This window comes from Marinobacter antarcticus (assembly GCF_011049865.1).
Lineage (GTDB): Bacteria > Pseudomonadota > Gammaproteobacteria > Pseudomonadales > Oleiphilaceae > Marinobacter > Marinobacter antarcticus_A.
The window spans coordinates 1-19,569 of the sequence record NZ_DRGY01000087.1 but is presented as its reverse complement, the minus strand read 5'-3'; the positions used below and the strand labels follow the sequence as shown (position 1 = coordinate 19,569).

The 19,569-nt window shown below is 51.7% G+C and carries 26 protein-coding genes; 24 read left to right on the top strand and 2 right to left on the bottom strand.

Annotated features, from left to right (window positions below; translation table 11 throughout):
* The 18 genes from rpsQ to rplQ form a co-directional block, all read left to right on the top strand.
* Positions 1–175: 30S ribosomal protein S17 (gene rpsQ / locus ENI00_RS11050; RefSeq protein WP_304102049.1), on the top strand; the 175-nt coding region annotated here is incomplete at its 5' end.
* 18 nt (positions 176–193) lie between these two features.
* The gene (gene rplN, locus ENI00_RS11045; RefSeq protein ID WP_304102043.1) at positions 194–562 is read left to right on the top strand and encodes a 50S ribosomal protein L14; all 369 of its coding nucleotides are present in this window, start codon (positions 194–196) and stop codon (positions 560–562) included.
* 17 nt (positions 563–579) lie between these two features.
* A complete protein-coding gene (gene rplX / locus ENI00_RS11040) occupies positions 580–900 on the top strand; it encodes a 50S ribosomal protein L24 (RefSeq protein WP_304102041.1) in 321 nt (106 codons plus the stop codon).
* 15 nt (positions 901–915) lie between these two features.
* Positions 916–1,455 (top strand): 50S ribosomal protein L5, encoded by a 540-nt coding sequence (gene rplE, locus ENI00_RS11035; RefSeq protein ID WP_304102039.1) that lies wholly within the window; start codon positions 916–918, stop codon positions 1,453–1,455.
* 13 nt (positions 1,456–1,468) lie between these two features.
* On the top strand, positions 1,469–1,774 hold the full coding sequence (gene rpsN, locus ENI00_RS11030) for a 30S ribosomal protein S14 (protein ID WP_304102036.1): 306 nt from the start codon (positions 1,469–1,471) through the stop codon (positions 1,772–1,774).
* Positions 1,775–1,863: 89 nt separating this feature from the next.
* Complete coding sequence (gene rpsH, locus ENI00_RS11025) at positions 1,864–2,256, top strand: 30S ribosomal protein S8 (protein WP_304102033.1); 393 nt, start codon at positions 1,864–1,866, stop codon at positions 2,254–2,256.
* A 9-nt stretch (positions 2,257–2,265) separates the two neighbouring features.
* Positions 2,266–2,799, top strand: coding sequence for a 50S ribosomal protein L6 (gene rplF, locus ENI00_RS11020; RefSeq protein WP_304102030.1), 534 nt, complete (start codon positions 2,266–2,268; stop codon positions 2,797–2,799).
* A gap of 9 nt (positions 2,800–2,808) precedes the next feature.
* Positions 2,809–3,156, top strand: a complete 348-nt coding sequence (gene rplR, locus ENI00_RS11015) for a 50S ribosomal protein L18 (protein WP_303597439.1) — start codon at positions 2,809–2,811, stop codon at positions 3,154–3,156.
* Between the two features lie 12 nt (positions 3,157–3,168).
* On the top strand, positions 3,169–3,669 hold the full coding sequence (gene rpsE, locus ENI00_RS11010; protein WP_096784135.1) for a 30S ribosomal protein S5: 501 nt from the start codon (positions 3,169–3,171) through the stop codon (positions 3,667–3,669).
* A gap of 4 nt (positions 3,670–3,673) precedes the next feature.
* Positions 3,674–3,862 (top strand): 50S ribosomal protein L30, encoded by a 189-nt coding sequence (gene rpmD, locus ENI00_RS11005; RefSeq protein WP_012139786.1) that lies wholly within the window; start codon positions 3,674–3,676, stop codon positions 3,860–3,862.
* A 1-nt stretch (position 3,863) separates the two neighbouring features.
* The gene (gene rplO, locus ENI00_RS11000) at positions 3,864–4,298 is read left to right on the top strand and encodes a 50S ribosomal protein L15 (RefSeq protein ID WP_304101994.1); all 435 of its coding nucleotides are present in this window, start codon (positions 3,864–3,866) and stop codon (positions 4,296–4,298) included.
* A gap of 16 nt (positions 4,299–4,314) precedes the next feature.
* Positions 4,315–5,637: a preprotein translocase subunit SecY gene (gene secY / locus ENI00_RS10995; RefSeq protein ID WP_304101992.1), complete on the top strand. Its 1,323-nt coding sequence runs from the start codon at positions 4,315–4,317 to the stop codon at positions 5,635–5,637.
* Positions 5,638–5,667: 30 nt separating this feature from the next.
* A complete protein-coding gene (rpmJ, locus tag ENI00_RS10990; RefSeq protein WP_072799745.1) occupies positions 5,668–5,781 on the top strand; it encodes a 50S ribosomal protein L36 in 114 nt (37 codons plus the stop codon).
* Positions 5,782–5,924: 143 nt separating this feature from the next.
* Complete coding sequence (gene rpsM / locus ENI00_RS10985; RefSeq protein ID WP_304101971.1) at positions 5,925–6,281, top strand: 30S ribosomal protein S13; 357 nt, start codon at positions 5,925–5,927, stop codon at positions 6,279–6,281.
* A gap of 13 nt (positions 6,282–6,294) precedes the next feature.
* Positions 6,295–6,684, top strand: coding sequence for a 30S ribosomal protein S11 (gene rpsK / locus ENI00_RS10980; RefSeq protein WP_044387623.1), 390 nt, complete (start codon positions 6,295–6,297; stop codon positions 6,682–6,684).
* A 17-nt stretch (positions 6,685–6,701) separates the two neighbouring features.
* Positions 6,702–7,322, top strand: a complete 621-nt coding sequence (rpsD, locus tag ENI00_RS10975) for a 30S ribosomal protein S4 (protein ID WP_304101966.1) — start codon at positions 6,702–6,704, stop codon at positions 7,320–7,322.
* A 35-nt stretch (positions 7,323–7,357) separates the two neighbouring features.
* Entirely contained in the window at positions 7,358–8,362 is a 1,005-nt protein-coding gene (locus ENI00_RS10970) for a DNA-directed RNA polymerase subunit alpha (RefSeq protein ID WP_144780208.1), read from the top strand.
* Between the two features lie 33 nt (positions 8,363–8,395).
* Complete coding sequence (gene rplQ, locus ENI00_RS10965) at positions 8,396–8,791, top strand: 50S ribosomal protein L17 (protein ID WP_304101962.1); 396 nt, start codon at positions 8,396–8,398, stop codon at positions 8,789–8,791.
* Between the two features lie 57 nt (positions 8,792–8,848).
* On the opposite strand, the gene uvrA is transcribed toward rplQ, so the two are convergent.
* Positions 8,849–11,683 (bottom strand): excinuclease ABC subunit UvrA, encoded by a 2,835-nt coding sequence (gene uvrA / locus ENI00_RS10960; protein WP_304101960.1) that lies wholly within the window; start codon positions 11,681–11,683, stop codon positions 8,849–8,851.
* Positions 11,684–11,867: 184 nt separating this feature from the next.
* Here uvrA and ENI00_RS10955 point away from each other — a divergent pair, with 184 nt between their 5' ends.
* The 6 genes from ENI00_RS10955 (at position 11,868) to ENI00_RS10930 (ending at position 19,379) form a co-directional block, all read left to right on the top strand.
* On the top strand, positions 11,868–13,238 hold the full coding sequence (locus ENI00_RS10955) for an MFS transporter (RefSeq protein ID WP_304101958.1): 1,371 nt from the start codon (positions 11,868–11,870) through the stop codon (positions 13,236–13,238).
* Positions 13,239–13,295: 57 nt separating this feature from the next.
* Entirely contained in the window at positions 13,296–13,871 is a 576-nt protein-coding gene (ssb, locus tag ENI00_RS10950; RefSeq protein ID WP_304101956.1) for a single-stranded DNA-binding protein, read from the top strand.
* 164 nt (positions 13,872–14,035) lie between these two features.
* Positions 14,036–15,259 carry a tyrosine-type recombinase/integrase gene (locus tag ENI00_RS10945; protein ID WP_304101954.1) on the top strand — a complete coding sequence of 408 codons (1,224 nt, stop codon included), beginning with the start codon at positions 14,036–14,038 and terminating at the stop codon, positions 15,257–15,259.
* Positions 15,246–16,829 (top strand): site-specific integrase, encoded by a 1,584-nt coding sequence (locus tag ENI00_RS10940; RefSeq protein WP_304101952.1) that lies wholly within the window; start codon positions 15,246–15,248, stop codon positions 16,827–16,829. The genes ENI00_RS10945 and ENI00_RS10940 overlap by 14 nt, the downstream gene beginning before the upstream one ends.
* Positions 16,822–18,972, top strand: a complete 2,151-nt coding sequence (locus ENI00_RS10935; RefSeq protein WP_304101951.1) for a hypothetical protein — start codon at positions 16,822–16,824, stop codon at positions 18,970–18,972. The genes ENI00_RS10940 and ENI00_RS10935 overlap by 8 nt, the downstream gene beginning before the upstream one ends.
* 2 nt (positions 18,973–18,974) lie before the next feature.
* On the top strand, positions 18,975–19,379 hold the full coding sequence (locus ENI00_RS10930) for a hypothetical protein (protein WP_304101949.1): 405 nt from the start codon (positions 18,975–18,977) through the stop codon (positions 19,377–19,379).
* A gap of 61 nt (positions 19,380–19,440) precedes the next feature.
* On the opposite strand, the gene ENI00_RS10925 is transcribed toward ENI00_RS10930, so the two are convergent.
* The coding region (locus ENI00_RS10925) for a transposase domain-containing protein (RefSeq protein WP_304102046.1) at positions 19,441–19,569 on the bottom strand (129 nt) is incomplete at its 5' end.

The following is a 19,569-nucleotide window of genomic DNA, read 5'->3' as shown; positions in this document are numbered from 1 at the left end:
GGTAAAGCATCCTCTGTACGGTAAGTACATGAAGCGTTCAACCAAGATACACGCTCACGATGAGAGCAATCAGTGCAATATCGGTGACAAAGTGACCATTCAGGAAACCCGTCCGGTCTCTAAGACCAAGAGTTGGGCTCTGATTGAAGTCATCGAACATGCGTCCAAGGTGTAAAGCGCCCGGAGAACAACGATGATTCAGACTCAGACAATGCTTGAAGTCGCGGATAACAGCGGTGCGCGTCAAGTGATGTGCATTAAGGTCCTGGGCGGTTCACACCGGCGTTACGCCAGCGTAGGGGATGTAATTAAGGTGACCGTTAAGGAAGCCATCCCCCGCGGGAAAGTGAAAAAGGGCCAAGTCCTTAAAGCTGTAGTAGTTCGCACTCGCAAGGGTGTTCGCCGTCCCGACGGGTCGCTGATCCGTTTCGACGGCAACGCGGCTGTACTTCTGAACGCTCAGGACGCACCTATAGGTACCCGTATCTTCGGACCGGTTACCCGTGAACTGCGTAATGAGAAGTTCATGAAAATTATCTCACTGGCACCCGAAGTACTTTAAAGGACCAGAGGCCGGTTATGAAAAAGATCAAACGAGATGACGAAGTAATCGTCACTACGGGGAAAGACAAAGGCAAACGTGGTAAAGTCCTGAAAGTTCAGGACGATGGTAAGGTGCTTGTTTCCGGAATCAATATGATGAAGAAACACACCAAGCCAAACCCGATGCTGGGCACCCCTGGTGGCATCGTCGAAAAAGAAGCGCCTATCCAGGCTTCCAACGTGGCTGTATTTAATTCGCAGACCGGCAAAGCCGATCGTGTTGGCTTCCAGATCAAGGAAGACGGCGCGAAAATGCGGATCTTTAAAGCGACGAAAGAAGCTGTCGATAACCAGTAAGCGGTGGTGGTTACGATGCTTAACATGAAAGAGCAGTACAGCAAGGAAGTGATACCTGCCCTGCAGAAAGAGTTCGGTTACACGAACATTATGCAGGTGCCGCGTATCGAAAAGATTACCCTGAACATGGGTGTCGGCGAAGCGGTTGGTGACAAAAAGCTTATAGAGAATGCCGTGGCGGATCTAGAACGCCTGGCAGGTCAAAAAGTGGTTGTTACTACAGCGCGGAAATCAGTAGCGGGTTTTAAGATCCGTGAAGGTTGGCCGATTGGTTGCAAGGTTACCCTGCGCGGCGAGCGTATGTGGGATTTCTTTGATCGCCTGGTACACATTGCGGTTCCCCGCATTCGTGACTTTCGCGGTTTGAATCCCAAGTCTTTTGACGGGCGCGGTAACTACAGCATGGGTGTGCGTGAGCAGATTATCTTCCCTGAGATCGAATACGACAAAGTCGATAAGATCCGCGGGATGGATATCACGATTACCACCAATGCCGATACCGACGATGAAGGTCGTGAGCTGTTGAAGGCTTTCGGGTTTCCGTTCAAGAAATAAAGGAACGAACGTAATGGCTAAGGTTTCAATGAAGAACCGTGAGCTCAAGCGTGAGCAAACCGTTGCAAAGTTTGCAGCGAAGCGCGCAGGGCTCAAGGCGATTATCAAGAACCCCAATACCAGCGATGATGACCGTTGGAACGCACAGATGAAGCTTCAAGCGCTTCCTCGTGATGCGTCTCCTTCGCGTCTTCGTAATCGTTGCCAGGTGACTGGTCGTCCCCACGGCGTTCTACGCAAGTTCGAACTCTCACGGATTAAACTCCGCGAGTACGGCATGCGTGGCGACGTTCCGGGTCTGACCAAGGCAAGCTGGTAAGATAGGTAGCCTGGCTTCGGTCAGGGTGCCTGTTGGTAAGCGGTGCGGCAAGCCGCTGCACAACTAAAAAGATCAGGAGCCTCATACCAATGAGTATGCAAGATACGCTTGCGGATATGGTAACTCGTATACGCAACGCACAGATGGCATCGAAAGCAGACGTTAAGATGCCGTCTTCAAAAATGAAAATCTCTGTGGCCCAAGTCCTCAAGGACGAAGGCTATGTTGCGGATTTTTCCGTTACAGCTGACGTGAAGCCCGAGCTCACGATCACTCTGAAGTATTTCGGCGGCAAGCCGGTTATAGAGTCGATCAAGCGGGTTAGCCGGCCGAGCCTGCGCCAGTACAAAGGCACTGGGGAGCTACCGAAAGTATCCGGTGGTTTGGGAGTCGCGATCGTGTCTACGTCCAAGGGCGTAATGACTGATCGTGCCGCACGTGCTGCCGGCGTAGGTGGCGAAGTCATCTGCACCGTATTCTAGGAGAAACACATGTCCAGGGTTGCCAATAATCCTGTCGTGCTGCCTTCCGGTGTTGAGGTTAAGCTGAACGGACAGGAAATTAGTGTAAAGGGCTCCAAAGGAGCGCTTGAGATTTCAATTCACCAGGCGGTTGAAGTAAAACAGGAAGAAAATCTTCTTCGTTTTGCTGCCCGTGATGGTGCCCAACAGTCCCGCGCTCTCGCTGGCACAACCCGCGCGTTGGTCAACAACATGGTGACCGGTGTATCGACAGGCTTTGAGCGAAAGCTCCAGCTGATCGGTGTAGGTTACCGGGCCCAGGCGCAAGGTAAGAAGCTTAATCTGACGCTGGGTTTCTCTCACCCGGTTGAGTATGAGCTGCCCGAGGGGATTACCGTTGAAACTCCATCCAATACGGAAGTTGTGGTTCGCGGTATCGACAAGCAACAGGTTGGCCACGTCGCTGCGGAAATCCGCGCGTTCCGTCCACCCGAGCCTTACAAAGGCAAAGGTGTGCGGTATGCGGATGAGCAGGTAAGACGTAAAGAAGCCAAGAAGAAATAAGGCGGGACTATGAGCGCGAATAACGAAAGATTGCGTCGCGCACGCAAGGTGCGCATGAAGATCCGTGAACTGGGTACGACACGTTTGTGCGTTCATCGCACCCCGCGTCACATGTACGCTCAGGTTACGTCGGCAGATGGCAGCAAGGTAATTGCCACTGCTTCCACGTTGGATAAGGAATTGCGCCAGGGTGCAACCGGTAACGTGGACGCCGCTAAAAAGGTCGGTCAGCTAATAGCTGAGCGCGCCAAAGCGGCAGGTGTTGAGCAGGTCGCTTTTGACCGCTCCGGTTACCGTTATCATGGTCGCGTGCAGGCTTTGGCCGACGCAGCCCGTGAAGCTGGCTTGCAATTCTAAGAGGTGGAGAAGATGAGCGTTAACGATCAGAAGGCGCCTGAGCTCCAGGAAAAGCTGGTTCAGGTCAATCGCGTCGCTAAGGTGGTCAAGGGTGGTCGCGTCTTCGCGTTCACAGCATTGAGCGTTGTAGGTGACGGAAAAGGACGCGTTGGTTTTGGTCGCGGCAAGGCACGTGAAGTGCCAGTTGCTATCCAGAAGTCAATGGAAGCTGCACGTAAGAACATGGTAGATGTGCCGCTTGATGGTACCACTCTGCAGTACGCTGTGAGAGCCCAACACGGCGGCTCGAAGGTTTACATGCAGCCGGCTTCCGAAGGTACAGGTATTATTGCCGGTGGTGCGATGCGCGCCGTACTTGAAGTTGCAGGGGTTCAGAACGTACTGTCGAAGTGTTATGGGTCTACCAACCCGGTGAACGTGGTACGTTCCACCATCAAGGGTCTCCAGGCCACTCAGGCGCCTGAAGATATTGCAGCCAAGCGCGGTAAATCCGTCGAAGAGATTCTGGGTTGAAGTCATGGCGAACGCAAAAACGATCAAAGTAACTCTGACCCGCAGCCCAATAGGCTGTCAGCCCAAGCACAAATTGTGTGTAAAGGGCTTGGGTCTTCGCAAAATCGGTCACACTGTTGAAGTGGAAGATACACCTTCCATTCGCGGTATGATCAACCGGGTAGATTACCTGGTTCGGGTTGAGGAGAACTAGGATGCGTCTGAACGAACTTAGTCCAGAGCCCGGTTCACGTCCTGCCGCAAGGCGTGTAGGTCGTGGTATCGGAAGCGGTCTCGGCAAAACCGGCGGCCGTGGTCATAAAGGTCAGAAGGCCCGCTCCGGGGGTACGGTTTCTCCTGGTTTTGAGGGTGGCCAGCAGCCTTTGGCTCGTCGTCTGCCGAAGTTCGGCTTTACGTCGCGTCAGCAGCGTTACGTTGCTGAAATTCGCCTGAACGAACTGGCGAAAGTTGAAGGAGATATCGTGGATCTTGCTGCTCTTAAAAAGGCTGACATCATCCGTGACGAAATTCGCGAAGCCAAGGTTATTTTGTCCGGTGAACTTGACCGTGCAGTGACCGTGAAGGGACTTCGTGTAACCAAAGGCGCACGCGAGGCAATTTCTGCCGCGGGTGGTAAAGTCGAAGACTAGGCGAGTCGAGGGCTAAATGGCCAAGAACGCATCATTGCCTGCGGGCGCGGGAAAAGGACTGGCAGAGCTGCGATCGCGGCTCTGGTTTGTTTTCCTGGCATTGTTGGTGTACCGGGTAGGTGCCCATATTCCGGTGCCAGGTATTAACCCCGACCGACTGGCAGCACTGTTTGAACAGAATCAGGGCACTATCCTGAGTATGTTCAATATGTTTTCAGGTGGTGCGCTCGAGCGTATGAGTATCTTCGCTCTCGGTATCATGCCGTATATCTCGGCCTCAATTATCATGCAGCTCATGACCGCGGTCAGTCCGCAGCTTGAGCAGCTGAAAAAAGAGGGTGAGGCTGGACGTCGGAAGATCAGTCAATACACGCGGTACGGTACGGTTATCCTGGCGTTGGTTCAGGGTTTTGGTATTTCTGTAGGGTTGGCTTCGCAGGGTGTTACCTTCAATGATAGTTACAGCTTCCATTTTGTGGCGGTTGTATCCTTTGTGAGTGGCGCCGTGTTCATGATGTGGCTGGGCGAGCAGATCACCGAGCGGGGCGTCGGTAACGGCATCTCTCTCCTGATCTTCGCAGGCATAGTGGCCGGGCTCCCTGGCGCAATCGGTCAGACGTTGGAGCAGGCCCGCAACGGCGAAATGAGTTTGTTGCTCGTGCTTGGTATTGCGGTGCTTGCGATCGCAGTTGTTGGCTTTGTGGTTTTCATGGAGCGTGGTCAGCGTCGCCTGACTATCAACTATGCTAAACGTCAGCAGGGGCGTCAGGTGTTTGCTCAGCAATCCAGCCATTTGCCACTGAAGGTGAACATGGCCGGGGTGATACCGCCTATCTTTGCATCCTCTATTCTGCTCTTCCCGGCATCTTTGGGTCAGTGGTTTGGGCAAGGTGAAGGTATGGAGTGGCTCAGCGACGTCTCTCAGGCATTGGCGCCAAGCCAGCCGCTATACATCATCCTGTTTGCAGCAGCAGTCGTATTCTTCTGTTTCTTCTACACAGCGCTGATGTATAACCCGAAGGAAGTCGCGGATAACCTCAAACGCTCTGGAGCGTTTATTCCGGGCATACGTCCGGGCGATCAGACTGCCAAATATATTGATGGCGTGTTGACCCGTCTGACACTGTTCGGTGCAATGTACATTGCAGCAGTCTCCCTGTTTCCTCAGTTTCTGATGGTTGCAGGGAATGTGCCCTTCTATTTGGGTGGCACCTCACTGCTGATTGTTGTAGTCGTAGTGATGGATTTCATGGCTCAGGTTCAGTCGCACCTGATGTCGCATCAGTATGAATCGCTGATGAAGAAATCCAATCTCAAGGGCTATGGTCGGAACGGTTAGTCCCGTTCCCCTTGAAAACTGGAGTCGACAATGAAAGTACGCGCTTCGGTAAAGAAAATTTGCCGTAACTGCAAAGTAATTCGTCGCAATGGCTCAGTACGAGTCATCTGCCCGGAACCTCGTCACAAGCAGCGCCAAGGCTGATTCCTTCGGGAGCAACCCTGGCCTGTGAAAAGAGGTGTTAATGATAGCGCTTGACTCGACTGTGGGTCAGGCGTTATTATTTCGCGCCCCTTTTTTGTGGCGGAAAATTCACACAGCAAAGCTTTGAACGCGGAGTAATTTGGATGGCACGTATAGCCGGTGTCAATATACCCGATCACAAACATGCTGTTATCTCGCTCACCTATATTTTCGGTGTAGGCAAGACAACAGCCCAGAAGCTTTGCGATGCAACCGGCGTTAAGCCGGACGTCAAGGTCAAAGACCTGTCCGACGAGCAGCTTGAGACACTTCGTACTGAAGTGGGCAAGGGCATCGTTGAAGGCGATCTGCGTCGTGAAGTACAGATGAACATCAAGCGTTTGAAGGATCTCGGATGTCACCGTGGTCTGCGTCACCGTCATGGACTTCCTGTCCGCGGTCAGCGCACCAAGACCAACGCACGCACCCGTAAAGGTCCACGCAAACCTATTCGTAAGTAACAGGTAGGCAAACATGGCAAAGCCAGGTACACGTACCCGTAAAAAGGTGAAAAAGACCGTTGTTGATGGCGTCGCGCACATACACGCGTCCTTCAACAACACGATCGTGACCATTTCTGACCGTCAGGGCAACGTTCTGTCCTGGGCTACCTCTGGTGGTTCCGGTTTTCGTGGGTCACGTAAAAGTACACCTTTTGCTGCGCAGGTAGCAGCTGAAAGAGCCGGTAACGCGGCTGCTGAATACGGCCTTAAAAACCTGGACGTAGAGGTTAAAGGACCCGGGCCCGGACGTGAATCTGCAGTTCGCGCGTTGAATTCGTGCGGCTACAAAATCACGAATATCACCGACGTGACACCGATTCCCCATAACGGCTGTCGTCCGCCCAAAAAGCGCCGCGTCTAACACAGGAGACAGCGAATATGGCTCGTTATATAGGCCCGAAGTGCAAACTGTCTCGTCGTGAAGGGACAGATCTTTTTTTGAAGAGCGGCGTTCGCTCGTTGGATTCCAAGTGCAATCTTGAGACTCCACCGGGTATGCATGGCGCGCGTCGCAGTCGTCTGTCTGAGTACGGCGTACAGCTTCGTGAAAAACAGAAAGTTCGTCGTATTTATGGCGTTCTGGAAAAGCAGTTCCGCAACTACTATAAAGAGGCGGCCCGTTTGAAGGGTGCAACCGGTGAAAACCTGCTGCAGCTCCTGGAAACGCGTCTCGATAACGTTGTGTATCGCATGGGTTTTGGTTCTACCCGTGCTGAGTCCCGTCAGCTCGTCTCTCATAAAGCGATTCTGGTTAACGACAAGGTCGTGAACATTGCGTCCTACAAGGTCAAGCCGGGTGATGTTGTGAGTGTACGCGAAAAAGCCAGAAATCAGCTGCGTGTTAAAGGCGCACTGGATCTGTCATCGAGCCGTGCAGCGGTGAGCTGGGTAGAGGTCGACGCCGCTAAGATGTCTGGCGTTTACAGTTCAGTGCCTGAGCGTACTGAATTGCCGGCCGACATCAACGAGAACCTCATCGTCGAGCTTTACTCCAAGTAAAGCCCAGTTAGCAACGATAGTAGATAGGGGCGTCTATGCAGCGTTCAGTACAAGAGTTATTGACACCTCGTACCATTGACGTGAAAGAATCCGGTGCCACTCGCGCCAAGGTCACGCTGGAGCCTCTTGAAAGAGGTTTCGGTCATACCTTGGGCAGTGCGTTGCGTCGTATTCTCTTGTCTTCGATGCCTGGCTGCGCCGTTACCGAAGCGCAGATTGATGGTGTCTTGCACGAGTACAGCGCAATTGAGGGTGTCCAAGAGGACGTTATTGAGATTCTTCTGAATCTCAAAGGCGTTGCGGTCAAAATGAACGGTCGGGACGATACTGAGCTTACGCTTAGCAAGAAAGGTCCGGGCGTCGTTACAGCCGGCGATATCAAGCTGGACCATGATGTCGAGATCTCCAATCCGGACCATGTGATCTGTCACCTGAGTGAAAATGGTGAAGTGAACATGCGTCTTCGTGTGGCCCGTGGTCGTGGCTATGAGCCTGCGGACCAGCGCGGTCTCGACGAAGACGAAACCCGCGCCATCGGACGTCTGCAACTGGATGCGACCTTCAGCCCTGTTCGTCGTGTAGCCTATTCCGTGGAAAGCGCACGGGTAGAGCAGCGCACCGATCTGGACAAGCTGGTTATTGATCTGGAGACCAACGGCACAATAGATCCTGAAGAAGCAATTCGCAGGGCAGCCACGATACTCCAGCAGCAACTAGCGGTATTTGTTGATTTTGATCATGAAAAAGAACCAGAACGCGTCGAAGAAGAGGAAGAAATTGATCCGATTCTGTTGCGCCCGGTTGATGATCTGGAATTGACAGTGCGTTCAGCTAACTGCTTGAAGGCGGAAAATATTTACTACATCGGCGATCTTATCCAGCGCACAGAAGTTGAGCTGTTGAAGACGCCTAACCTTGGTAAGAAGTCGCTCACCGAGATCAAGGACGTTTTGGCGTCTCGAGGTTTGTCTCTGGGTATGCGTCTTGATAACTGGCCGCCGGCTAGCCTTCGTGGCGACGACCGGGTTTTGGGCGGTTGATTGCCGATTAGTTTAAGGTAAGGAATCAGAGCAATGCGTCATCGTAAAAGTGGTCGTAAGTTCAGCAGGACCAGTGCGCATCGCAAGGCCATGTTTCGTAACATGACTGCGTCACTGGTTGGTCATGAGCTGATTAAGACAACGCTGCCGAAAGCTAAAGAGCTTCGTCGGGTAGCGGAGCCTTTGATCACGCTCGCCAAGAAAGATTCGGTTGCGAATCGTCGCCTGGCGTTTTCTCGCCTACGTGACGACGCGGCGGTTGCCAAGTTGTTCAATGAGCTTGGCCCCCGTTACAACGAGCGCCCGGGTGGTTACCTTCGTATTCTGAAGTGTGGCTTCCGTGCTGGCGACAATGCCCCTATGGCATTTGTTGAGCTGGTAGGTCGTCCGTTGGACATCGAAGCGGAAGAAGTGGACAGCGATAAGTAAATCTGTCGAAGTGTCCAAAAACCGGAGCCGGAAACGCCTCCGGTTTTTTTATGTCGGTTAGAACGACAGCATGGGTTTCAGGTAGCGACCTGTATGAGAGGCCGTATTTTGTGAAACCTGTTCAGGTGTACCCTCGGCTATAATCTGACCGCCCCCCGAGCCGCCTTCCGGTCCTAGGTCAATAACCCAGTCCGCCGTTTTGATGACGTCAAGATTGTGCTCAATGACCACAATGGTATTGCCGTCGTCTCTGAGGCGCTGAAGAACGTTTAATAGCTGCTGGATATCGTAGAAATGCAACCCGGTAGTGGGCTCATCAAGGATGTAAAGAGTTTTCCCGGTGTCCCTTTTGGAAAGTTCTTTAGCAAGCTTTACACGCTGGGCTTCGCCGCCTGAGAGGGTTACCGCGCTTTGTCCCAAACGGATATAAGAGAGGCCCACATCCATCAGTGTTTGGAGCTTTCTTGCCAGAAAGGGTACGGCATCGAAAAACTCGCGACCCTCTTCAACCGTCATGCTCAGCACTTCATTGATGTTCTTGCCTTTGTAACGAACTTCCAACGTTTCCCGATTGTAGCGCTTCGCTTTACAGACATCGCAAGGTACGTATACGTCCGGAAGAAAGTGCATCTCAACCTTTATCATGCCGTCGCCCTGACAGGCTTCACAGCGGCCACCTTTGACGTTAAACGAAAAACGTCCGGGCTTGTAACCCCTTGATCGTGCTTCCTGTGTGCCTGCAAACAGTTCCCGAATAGGCGTGAACAGACCGGTATAAGTGGCGGGATTCGAGCGGGGCGTTCGGCCTATTGGGCTCTGGTCGATATCGATGACTTTGTCCAGATAATCGAGACCTTTCAAAGCCCGATAGGGTGAGTGACTTAAGCTGGTAGCTTTGTTGAGCTTGGCTGCAGCGACCGGATAGAGCGTGCTGTTTATCAGGGTAGATTTACCGGACCCTGAAACCCCCGTTACGCAGGTCATGATGCCCAAGGGGAGCGTGAGGGTGACATCTTGCAAATTGTTGCCTGAGGCACCGGTCAGTACCAGCGAGTTGCCTGTTCCCTTGTTTCTTATTTCGGGAATGGCAATTGTTTTGGCTCCGCTGAGGTATTGGCCGGTTAAAGATTCGGGATGGGCGAGAATTTGAGCGGGCGTGCCCTGAGCGATAATTTTTCCGCCATGGACACCGGCACCCGGGCCAATGTCAATAACATGGTCGGCCGCGAGGATGGCTTCTTCATCGTGCTCGACCACAATAACGGTGTTGCCCAGATCGCGCAGGTGGGTCAGGGTGCTCAACAACCGGTCGTTATCTCGTTGGTGAAGGCCTATGGAGGGCTCATCAAGGATGTACATAACCCCCACAAGGCCGGCGCCGATCTGGCTGGCCAAGCGTATTCTTTGAGCTTCACCCCCCGATAGCGTGTCGGCGCTGCGTTCAAGTGTGAGATATTCGAGGCCCACATTGACCAGAAACTGAAGCCTCTGGCGGACTTCCTTTGTGATTTTCTCCGCAATCTGACCTCTGCGCCCGGGCAGCGTGAGCGTGTCAAAGTAGGTATAGGCTTCCCCGATGGGGAGACGGGTCAGGTTTGGCAAATTGTGCTTGTCGATGAAAACGTGGCGGGCGCTGCGACGCAGGCGAGTGCCGTGGCATTCTTTGCAAGCCTGGGTGCTGAGGTTGCGGGCCAGCTCTTCGCGCATGCTTGGCGATTCGGTCTCCCGGTAGCGGCGTTCCAGGTTCGGAATGATTCCCTCAAAAGAATGGGATTTTTCCATGAAGTGGCCGCGGGAGTTCACATAGCGAAACGGGATATCGTCGGTGCCCGACCCGAACAGCAGCGTTGTTCGAAAGTCTTCGGGCAATTCCTCCCAGGGCGTCTCGAGATCCATTCCATAATGTTCGGCAACGCTGCCTAGCATCTGAAAATAGTAAACGGCCCTGCGATCCCAGCCTTTGATGGCGCCCGCTGCCAGGGTTGCTTCAGGGTGCTGGACAATTTTTGATTCATCAAAAAACTGTTTAACGCCCAGGCCATCACAGGTAGGGCAGGCTCCCGCCGGGTTGTTGAAAGAAAACAGCTTGGGTTCCAGTTCACTTAGCGCGTAGCCGCACTGCTTGCACGCATATTTCGCGGAAAAGGTTTGCTCTTCGTTTTTGCGATGTTTATCGCCGTCCATCGGGGCAACAAGTGCGATGCCGTCGGCAAGCCCCAAAGCGGTCTCAAAACTTTCGGCGAGCCTTTGCTCCAGGCCCGGCTTTACTTTGAAGCGATCAACGACCACATCGATCTGGTGTTTGCGTTTTTTGTCGAGCGTCGGCACATCGTCGATGTCGTAAACGATGCCGTCCACCCGGAGTCTTATGAAGCCTTGGCTGCGCATGGTTTCAACGACTTGAAGGTGTTCGCCTTTGCGGTCCCGGATAATTGGGGCCAGTATCATCAGCTTGCTGTCTTCGGGCATGGCAAGCACTTGGTCAACCATCTGGCTGACGGTTTGCGCTTCAAGGGGTTGGTCGTGCTCCGGGCACCGCGGTTCCCCGGCACGGGCAAACAATAAGCGCAGATAATCGTAGATTTCGGTAATGGTGCCGACCGTCGACCGAGGATTATGAGATGTCGATTTCTGCTCAATGGAAATAGCCGGCGACAATCCTTCAATGTGGTCAACATCGGGCTTTTCCATCATGGAGAGGAACTGGCGCGCGTAAGTGGACAAGGATTCCACATAGCGCCTCTGACCTTCAGCGTAGAGTGTATCAAATGCCAAAGATGACTTGCCTGAGCCAGATAAGCCGGTGATGACGATCAGCTTGTCCCTGGGGATGTCCAAGTCGATGTTTTTCAGGTTGTGGGTCCGCGCCCCTTTGATCTGGATGTGATCCATAACACCTCGCTTGGAGAAAAACCTTAATTGTACCGCGTTACGCCGGCTGCGGCGAAAATGCGGACGAAGTTTCACGGTGCCCCCGCCGGGGTACCTTCTGCTATAATGCTGCGCCTGTGAAAATATGTTCGTTCACAAGACGACTCTTTTAATTTCTTCAATTCCGAGACAGGAGCCAACTGCCATGAACGCGTTGGAAAAACGCTCCGTATTTGCATTGGCATCGGTTTACGCCATACGCATGCTCGGGCTGTTTATGATCATGCCGGTATTCATGCTTCTGGGTGACGGGCTTGAAGGTGCCACGCCGGCGCTACTTGGCTTTGCCATTGGCGCGTACGGATTGAGCCAGGCTTTGCTCCAGATACCGTTCGGCTTGCTTTCAGATCGCGTTGGCCGCAAGCGCATGATCTATATCGGCCTGATTCTGTTTGCGGCAGGTAGCATACTGGCTGGCTCTACGAACTCAATATACGTTGTTATCGCCGGTCGGATTCTTCAGGGTGCCGGCGCCATCGCCAGCGTGCTCATGGCACTGCTCAGTGATCTGACGCGAGAAGAAGAGCGAACCAAAGCGATGGCAACCGTGGGTATCTCCATAGGGCTCTCGTTCTCTGTGTCTCTGGTTTTGGGGCCGCTTTTGGGTTCGGTGTGGGGCCTTTCTGGCATCTTCTACGCCACGGCCGTTCTGGCGATTATTGCGTTGCTGGTTGTGAATCGGGTGGTACCGACGCCACATCAATACAAAATCAGTGCAGATACCCATCCCGCGAAAGCCATGTTGGGGCGGGTTTTGTCCGATAAGCGTCTGCTACGGTTGGATTTCGGGATTTTCGCGCTGCACCTGGTGCTGACGTCACTGTTTTTGGTCTTCCCAACTGTTCTGCAGAATCAGCTAGGGCTTCCTACCAGTTCGCACTGGTGGTTTTATCTCAGCGTGATGATTACCTCTTTTATGGCCATGGTGCCGTTTATTATTATCGGGGAGAAAAAGCGCAGAATGAAGCCTGTTTTGTGCGGCGCCATTATTTTACTGACGCTGGCCACGGCAGGGCTGTCTGAAATATCCCATAGTCTGCTGACAGCATGGTTTTTGCTGTTTTTCTTTTTCATGGCGTTCAACCTGCTGGAAGCCAGTCTGCCCTCCCTGATCAGTAAAGAGGCGCCGGCGGCAAGTAAAGGAACGGCCATGGGTGTGTATTCGACGTCGCAGTTCATGGGCGCGTTTCTGGGCGGTGCTCTGGGTGGCTTTTTGCTGCAGCAGATTGGAATCGAGGGTGTCGTCTGGTTTATGGTAACGGTTTTGGTGCTCTGGTTATTGGTTGCCTTGACCATGCCAGCGCCAGGCCACACATCAGGTTTCGTGGTACAGTTGCGGGATATGGTCAGTGGTCAGTACGACGAAATTGATGGCAGTCTGCGCCGCTTGCCGGGTGTGCGGGATGTGGTCATCGTTGAAAATGCCGCCACCGCCTATCTAAAGGTGGACAAACGGCACTTTGATGAGGCGTTACTTGCGGACTTTCCATTTGTCCGACCGGGTAGCAGTTCTTGAAATCCGGACGCTCGCAAGGAGTGCGAGCGTCCCTGAAAACAGAATCAGGAGCAGAACATGGCAAGAGGCGTAAACAAAGTCATCCTTATCGGGAATCTTGGACAAGATCCTGACACCCGTTATACTCCGAACGGCAATGCCGTGGTGAACCTTAATATTGCGACCGACGAGAGCTACAAGGATCGTCAAACCGGGCAACTGGTTCCGAAAACGGAATGGCATAAGATCGTCATGTTCGGGAAAATTGCCGAAGTAGCCGGACAGTACCTGCGCAAAGGTTCCAAGGTCTACATCGAGGGTAAACTGCAGACGCGCAAGTGGCAGAACAAAGAAGGCCAGGATGTTTATACCACCGAGGTGGTTGTGGACATTAACGGCCAGATGCAGATGCTGGACAGTCGCGGTGCAGAAGGTGGTGCAAACCAGGGCGCGCCTGCCGGACGGCCTCAGCAATCGGCACCCGCTGCTCAACCTCAGAACAGCTCGCAACCTCCGCAGTCGGGCGGTTACAGTCAGAACCAGAACCAAAACCAAAACCAAAACCAAAACCAAAACCAAAACCAAAATCAGCCAGCGCAGGGCAGCAGCATGCCCGAACCGGTTGACGATTTTGATGATGATATCCCGTTTTAGAATCTGATTTATGTAAATTGTAACGTTATTCTATTACGTTTGTCTCTAAAGCCCCGTTGATGCGGGGCTTTTTTGTGTCTTGTGGGAAAAATACCGTTACGAAATTTGTTGCGCTTTTGTGAAGTTATTACTAATATGTTTGTTGTAACGTTTTAGGGGGCGTGATGGAACTGAAAGTTGAAATTTTAAAAGCTGATGACGGTCATCGAATTGCGCTTCTTTCGCAAAACGGTATGCCACTTTATTACCCCAACCTCTACATAACCAATGAAAAGCGGAGAAGTTCGTATCAGACCCACCTCAACATTTTGCATCACATCAAGATTTTCTTCTTTTGGTGCGAGGTAACCGGAATTGAAGTCGAAGACCGGTTCAAGCGCGGTGATGTGCTGAAAGCGGATGATATTCTCAACTTCGTAGATTTTTGTGCGTGGGATGCCGAGACGATTAAAAGGATACGCTCTGGAGTCCGACTGCTTAAGTCAGCTTATAGAGAGGTTTCTCGTAGCGAAGCATCATCAAGAATCGGCAGTATTAAAGAATACTTGGAGTTTCTATTCAAAAAATTGGCTCAGTGCAGCAAAGAAGATCCGCGTCTTGTTTCGATGTTGAGCGACATAAAAGCCTACAAGCCAAGAGTTAAAAGCCACAGAAGTATCCAGCGAGTCGAATTAACTCAAGACCAAGAGCGGATTTTGAAGGCAGTAGTTATGCCGAATCACCCGGAAAACCCATGGTCGGTCGATCCAGGTGTGAGGTTGCGGAACCTGATAATGTTCTATGTCACTCTTGAAACAGGCATCCGTCGAAGCGAGCTTGCAGCATTGCGTGTCAATGACATCGATTTCGTGAACCGCACGGTCTCCGTATATCGTCGACACAACGACAAACACGACCCTCGTATCTATCAGCCCCAGGCAAAAACTGGAGAAAGAACCCTCCCGCTCAGTCCGGAACTGATTGAACAGATCGATAACTACGTGATGCACAGTCGATCCAAAGTTCCTGGCGCTAAAAAGCACCCCTTTTTGTTCGTATCGCACTCTCGTGGTAAAGGCGGCCCGATCAGTGTTGGAACGGTTAATCACTGCTTTGCGCAGTTGTCCAAGGCGTTTCCAGAATTGGGACGGTTGCATCCTCATAAGCTCCGTCATCACTGGAATTATGACTTTTCCAGGAAGGTAGATGAGGAAATGAAAGACGAGCCGGAAGAGGATAAGAGGGCATTTGATGAAGCCGCCCGAGCGTACGCGATGGGCTGGAAGCCGGGAGGAACAATGTCTCAAGTGTATAACCGGCGTTTCGATGAAGAGAAAGCAGGCGAGTTGATGGATAAACGAAACAAGAAATACAAGATCGTAATTAAGGACAATGATGAACCAAAGTGAGCAAAAATCGCTTGGCGAAATACAAGCGCTCCTCAACACGCCTCACAAGTCCTTCGCGGGTCTGACCTTCCTCCCATCAGAGGATCGCTGGAAGCTGAGGCCAAAATATGTCCGCGTCAACTTGGCTGGCAGCGCCCGATTAGTGTTTGGCGGGGAGTCGTGGGACCTTTTTAGGCTGGCTCTTGCGCGATACGCCAAAAGCAGCAAAGTTGGCACTGTTCTCGCGATAATAGACGTACTTAATGCCATTGCGAATAGGTGGGGGGATGACTTTGACATTCTCAATGAAGCAGATTTTCTATCGTTAAAACAGAGATTTGGGAGTGAGCGTGAAGATATGGTGGGTAAGGTTCGTGGCTTCCTTAAGTTCTGGTTCGAGACTGACATCGGAGGAATTTCGAGAGATTTCATTGACGCGATTTATCAAGTCAAGCTCAAGGGGAGCACTAAGGGCGAAGCGGTCAAATCTTACGACCCGTACATTGGCCCCTACACGCCGATTGAACTACAAGCGATCATGGATGGGGTTACCAATGCCTATCTTGAAGATCGTCTGAGCACTCGCGATTACGTGATGACCATTCTGTTCGTGCAACGCGGATCTCGACTTAACCAGGTTAAGAACATATGCGTGGGGGATTTTGGATTGGGCAGAGAGAGGGCAGAGGTCCGTATGCCCCGTGGTAAACAGCGGGGTTCTGGATTCAGGGAAGAGTTTTCGACTTTCAAGATTTCGGAGGACCTTTATAAGCTCGTCCGTGTATTGCGGAAGGAGTCGCTAGAACGTATTGGGAATAAGCTTCCTGCTTCTCAAAAGCACCTCATAGAGCGCCTGACAGACGATTTGCTGCCGCTCTTCATCGGCGACTTCAGTAGCTTTGCACAGGCTTTGCCAGCAATCCTTGAGTCACAGCAGACCAGTGAAGATCACCACATGGGGGAGGGTGGAATTGCTACGCGGCTGAGGGCAATCGCCAGTGTAATAAGTGTGCACTCAGAACGAACGGGCGAAGTTATAAACCTTACTTCACATCGTTTCCGCAGAACGATGGGTACAGATCTGGCTCGCGAGGGAGCGGGTGTGGGGCCGATTGCAATCGCTCTTGATCACACGGATTATCAAAATGCTGGGGTTTATGTGTCCACGACAGCGGACATTGCGACTCGTCTGGATCGAAAAATCGGCAAGCTATTAGCGCCTCTTGCGCAAGCGTTTGCGGGCGTGCTTGTTCGGCACGAGTCAGAAGCGGTGAGAGGCGACAACCCGGAGAGTCGCATCCGTACAACGACAGGTTCTGGCAACGTTGGAACTTGCGGAAACTTCTCGTTCTGCGGTTCCCGAGCGCCCATTGCTTGCTATACCTGCGCTAAATTTCAGCCTTGGATTGAAGCGCCTCATGAAGAAAATCTGAACAGTTTGTATCAAGAGCGACAAGAAATTCTGGATGCGACCGGTGACGAGACAATCGCGAGACAGTTAGACCGAAGCATCTTAGCTATCGAAGACGTTATCCGAAGGTGTGAACTCAAGCGCATCGAAATAGCGGAGGTTGGAACGTCTGATGTCTGATGTGATTACTTTTAAACCACGTGACCAACTTAACGCTGAACAGCAGGTTAAGGAATACATAGCTTTCGCTCAAAATTTACGAGGATTTGACAAAGAAAATGCTCCTTTGGATTGGGGGGCAGTGAATTGGAGCTTCTGGATTAAAAGCCTAGCGTTTTCAAAGCTGGGGGCCAATGTGCGAAGCAAGAGTTTTGGTCCAGGTGATGTTTTAGAGCCCCAAATCATTGATTTTGCGAAGTCGTATTGCATTCATCAGCAAACCCTCAATCGCACCAGCGAAGTCGTTCAGGTGGTCGCTGTCAGGTTGGTAGAGAAAGCGCTTCTCGACCTTGGTTACGCTGCTGATATTACGCTCGTTGACGGTGGGGTGATGGACCGTGCGGCTGAAATTTGCGACGACCGCTTGGTTCATAAATCGGAAGACAGGGCATACCGCTGCGGACAACAGCTTCAGGCCCTTTCAAAGTTTCTCGATGACAATAAGTTTACTGTGCGGCCAGTTCATTGGACCAACCCTATTCCCCGCCCTAACGATGCAGAGGGCCATCGAAAGCGGGAAGACGACCGAAAGAAAAAAATGCCAGATCCTGTCGTTTTAAATGCCTTGGCTGAAATTTGGGTCGCAAATCCGCAAGAACACCGAGACATTTTTGCTACCTCGAATAGCGTCATTTTGCTTTCAGCGCCGGGTCGCGTAGATGAGCTTAACAAGCTTGCGAAAGATTGTGTGGTCTGGAAAGAGAATACAAAGGGTGAGGAAGAGCTGTTTCTGAACTGGTACGGTCAAAAGGGTTTTGGTTTCAGTGATAAGCCTGTTCCTAAAACCTTTCAGCCATTTTGCCTTGAAGCAATTGAACGAATTAAGGCAATCACGGAAGGACCAAGGCGGCTCGCTCGGATTCTTGAAGAGAATCCGGACGAGTTCCCGATTCATGATGAGTGTCCGAAAGTCAGTCAGGATGAGACTCTCATGCATGAGCAGATTCTCGCTGCAATGTGTCTTGAGGGCACGCAGGGAACTCCTCGAAACAGTGTCAAAATTTGGCTAGATCAGACGCTCAAAATTCTCGACAAGCGCAATGACTGTAAAGCTTCAGCTGCAATTCTTAAAGAAGCGTTGGAGGGGATGTATGCAGGTAAACCCTCTCCAGGAAAGCAGGATCGTCTTACGCTGACACTTCGAAAGCTGAACGTTTTTATACGCGAGTATTGGCTGCCGTCCACATTCCCGTTCACCACAGAATCGAAAACAGTGAAATGCGAGCACGCGCTGAATTGTTATTACTCCTATCAGTTTGAAAAGAAATTTAAAGCCAAGCTGTTTTCTATCGAAGCCCAAGACAACAATAAACTTAATTCAGCTTTAACACCTGCCGCAGGGGCGCGGAACAAAGGTCTCAATATCTTCGAGCGGTGGGGGTACGAAGGAAAGGGCTTTGGCCTGACGACACACCAGTTCCGGCACTACCTCAATACGCTGGCAGCGAAGGGAAATGTAGGCGAAGTTGAGCGTGCCCGATGGTCCTCCCGGCTCGATCTGTCCCAGAACAAAACCTATAACCACGAGACGACCCAAGAAAAGCTCGACAGAGTCGTATCAATCGGCATGGGCTCACAGAATAAAAACCTGGCCGAGTTGTCAGCCAAGAATGAGCCGATCAGTCTGAAAGACTTGGGTGGAAGTGAAGATCGTATTTCACATACAACGCTATTTGGGAAGTGTGAGCATGATTTTGCCGTGGAACCGTGTCCAAAATTTCGAGCTTGTCTTGGTTGCTCGAAGCACAAGTGTATCAAGGGCGATGACGAAAAACTTCGTCGGATAAAGTTTAAGAAAGAGGCGCTCAGAATCAATCTTGAGAAAGCTCAAAAGGGTGTTGATGAAGGTTCTTTCGGGGCTGACAAATGGCTTCAGGATACGATGCAGGATTACGAGAGGGCATGCGAACTCGTCAACATCTTGGAAGATCCTGAAGTGCCAGACGGCTCTGTGATCGCTTGTCGGGACGACGGGTTTACAGAAGTAACTAAAGCGCTAACAGCGCGGGGCAAACTCGAAATTTCGGGAGGCCAGCTCCCGGCTCCTGAGAAAGCTAAACCGGGTTTCGATAAAGATAAATTACGCAAATTACTAGGTCGATAAGAATGGCTAGGCATCTCACAGACAAGGACGTTGAGCGCATTCTTTCGCTTATCGAAGGCTGGAAGTACGACTTGAAATGGGAAGCGCTGGTAAAAGCCTGTGAAATTAGCCTTGGTATTAAAACGACCCGACAAGCGCTAGATCGAAAGCAGAAAATTAAAGACGCTTTTCAGATGTATCAGCGTACTCAAAAACTTGATTTGAGTGACGCTTCAGCCGCTAGGCCGAACGACATAAACACCGCGCACGCAAGGATCGACGGTCTCGTTAAGAAAGTTAAAAAACTTGAGTATGAGAATGCAGCTCTTAAAGAAAAGTTTTTGATCTGGCAGTACAACGCTGAGCAGCGCGGTATGACAGAAGAGTCACTAAATCGGCCGATTACCCGACATGATCAGAAGCGATGACTTCGTTCAGAGAACTCAAATCAACGCCCTGGGAGGGCGTTTAAGCGTAAGCGGCCGGCAATCACACCTTGCTAATGCTCACCGGCTTCCAGTTGTGCGGTAGCAACTCATCAATGGCGTTGTTTTTCTGCGTTGGAAGCCTCGTCAGCACATCTTTCAGATAGGCATACGGATCGTGTCCATTGAGCTT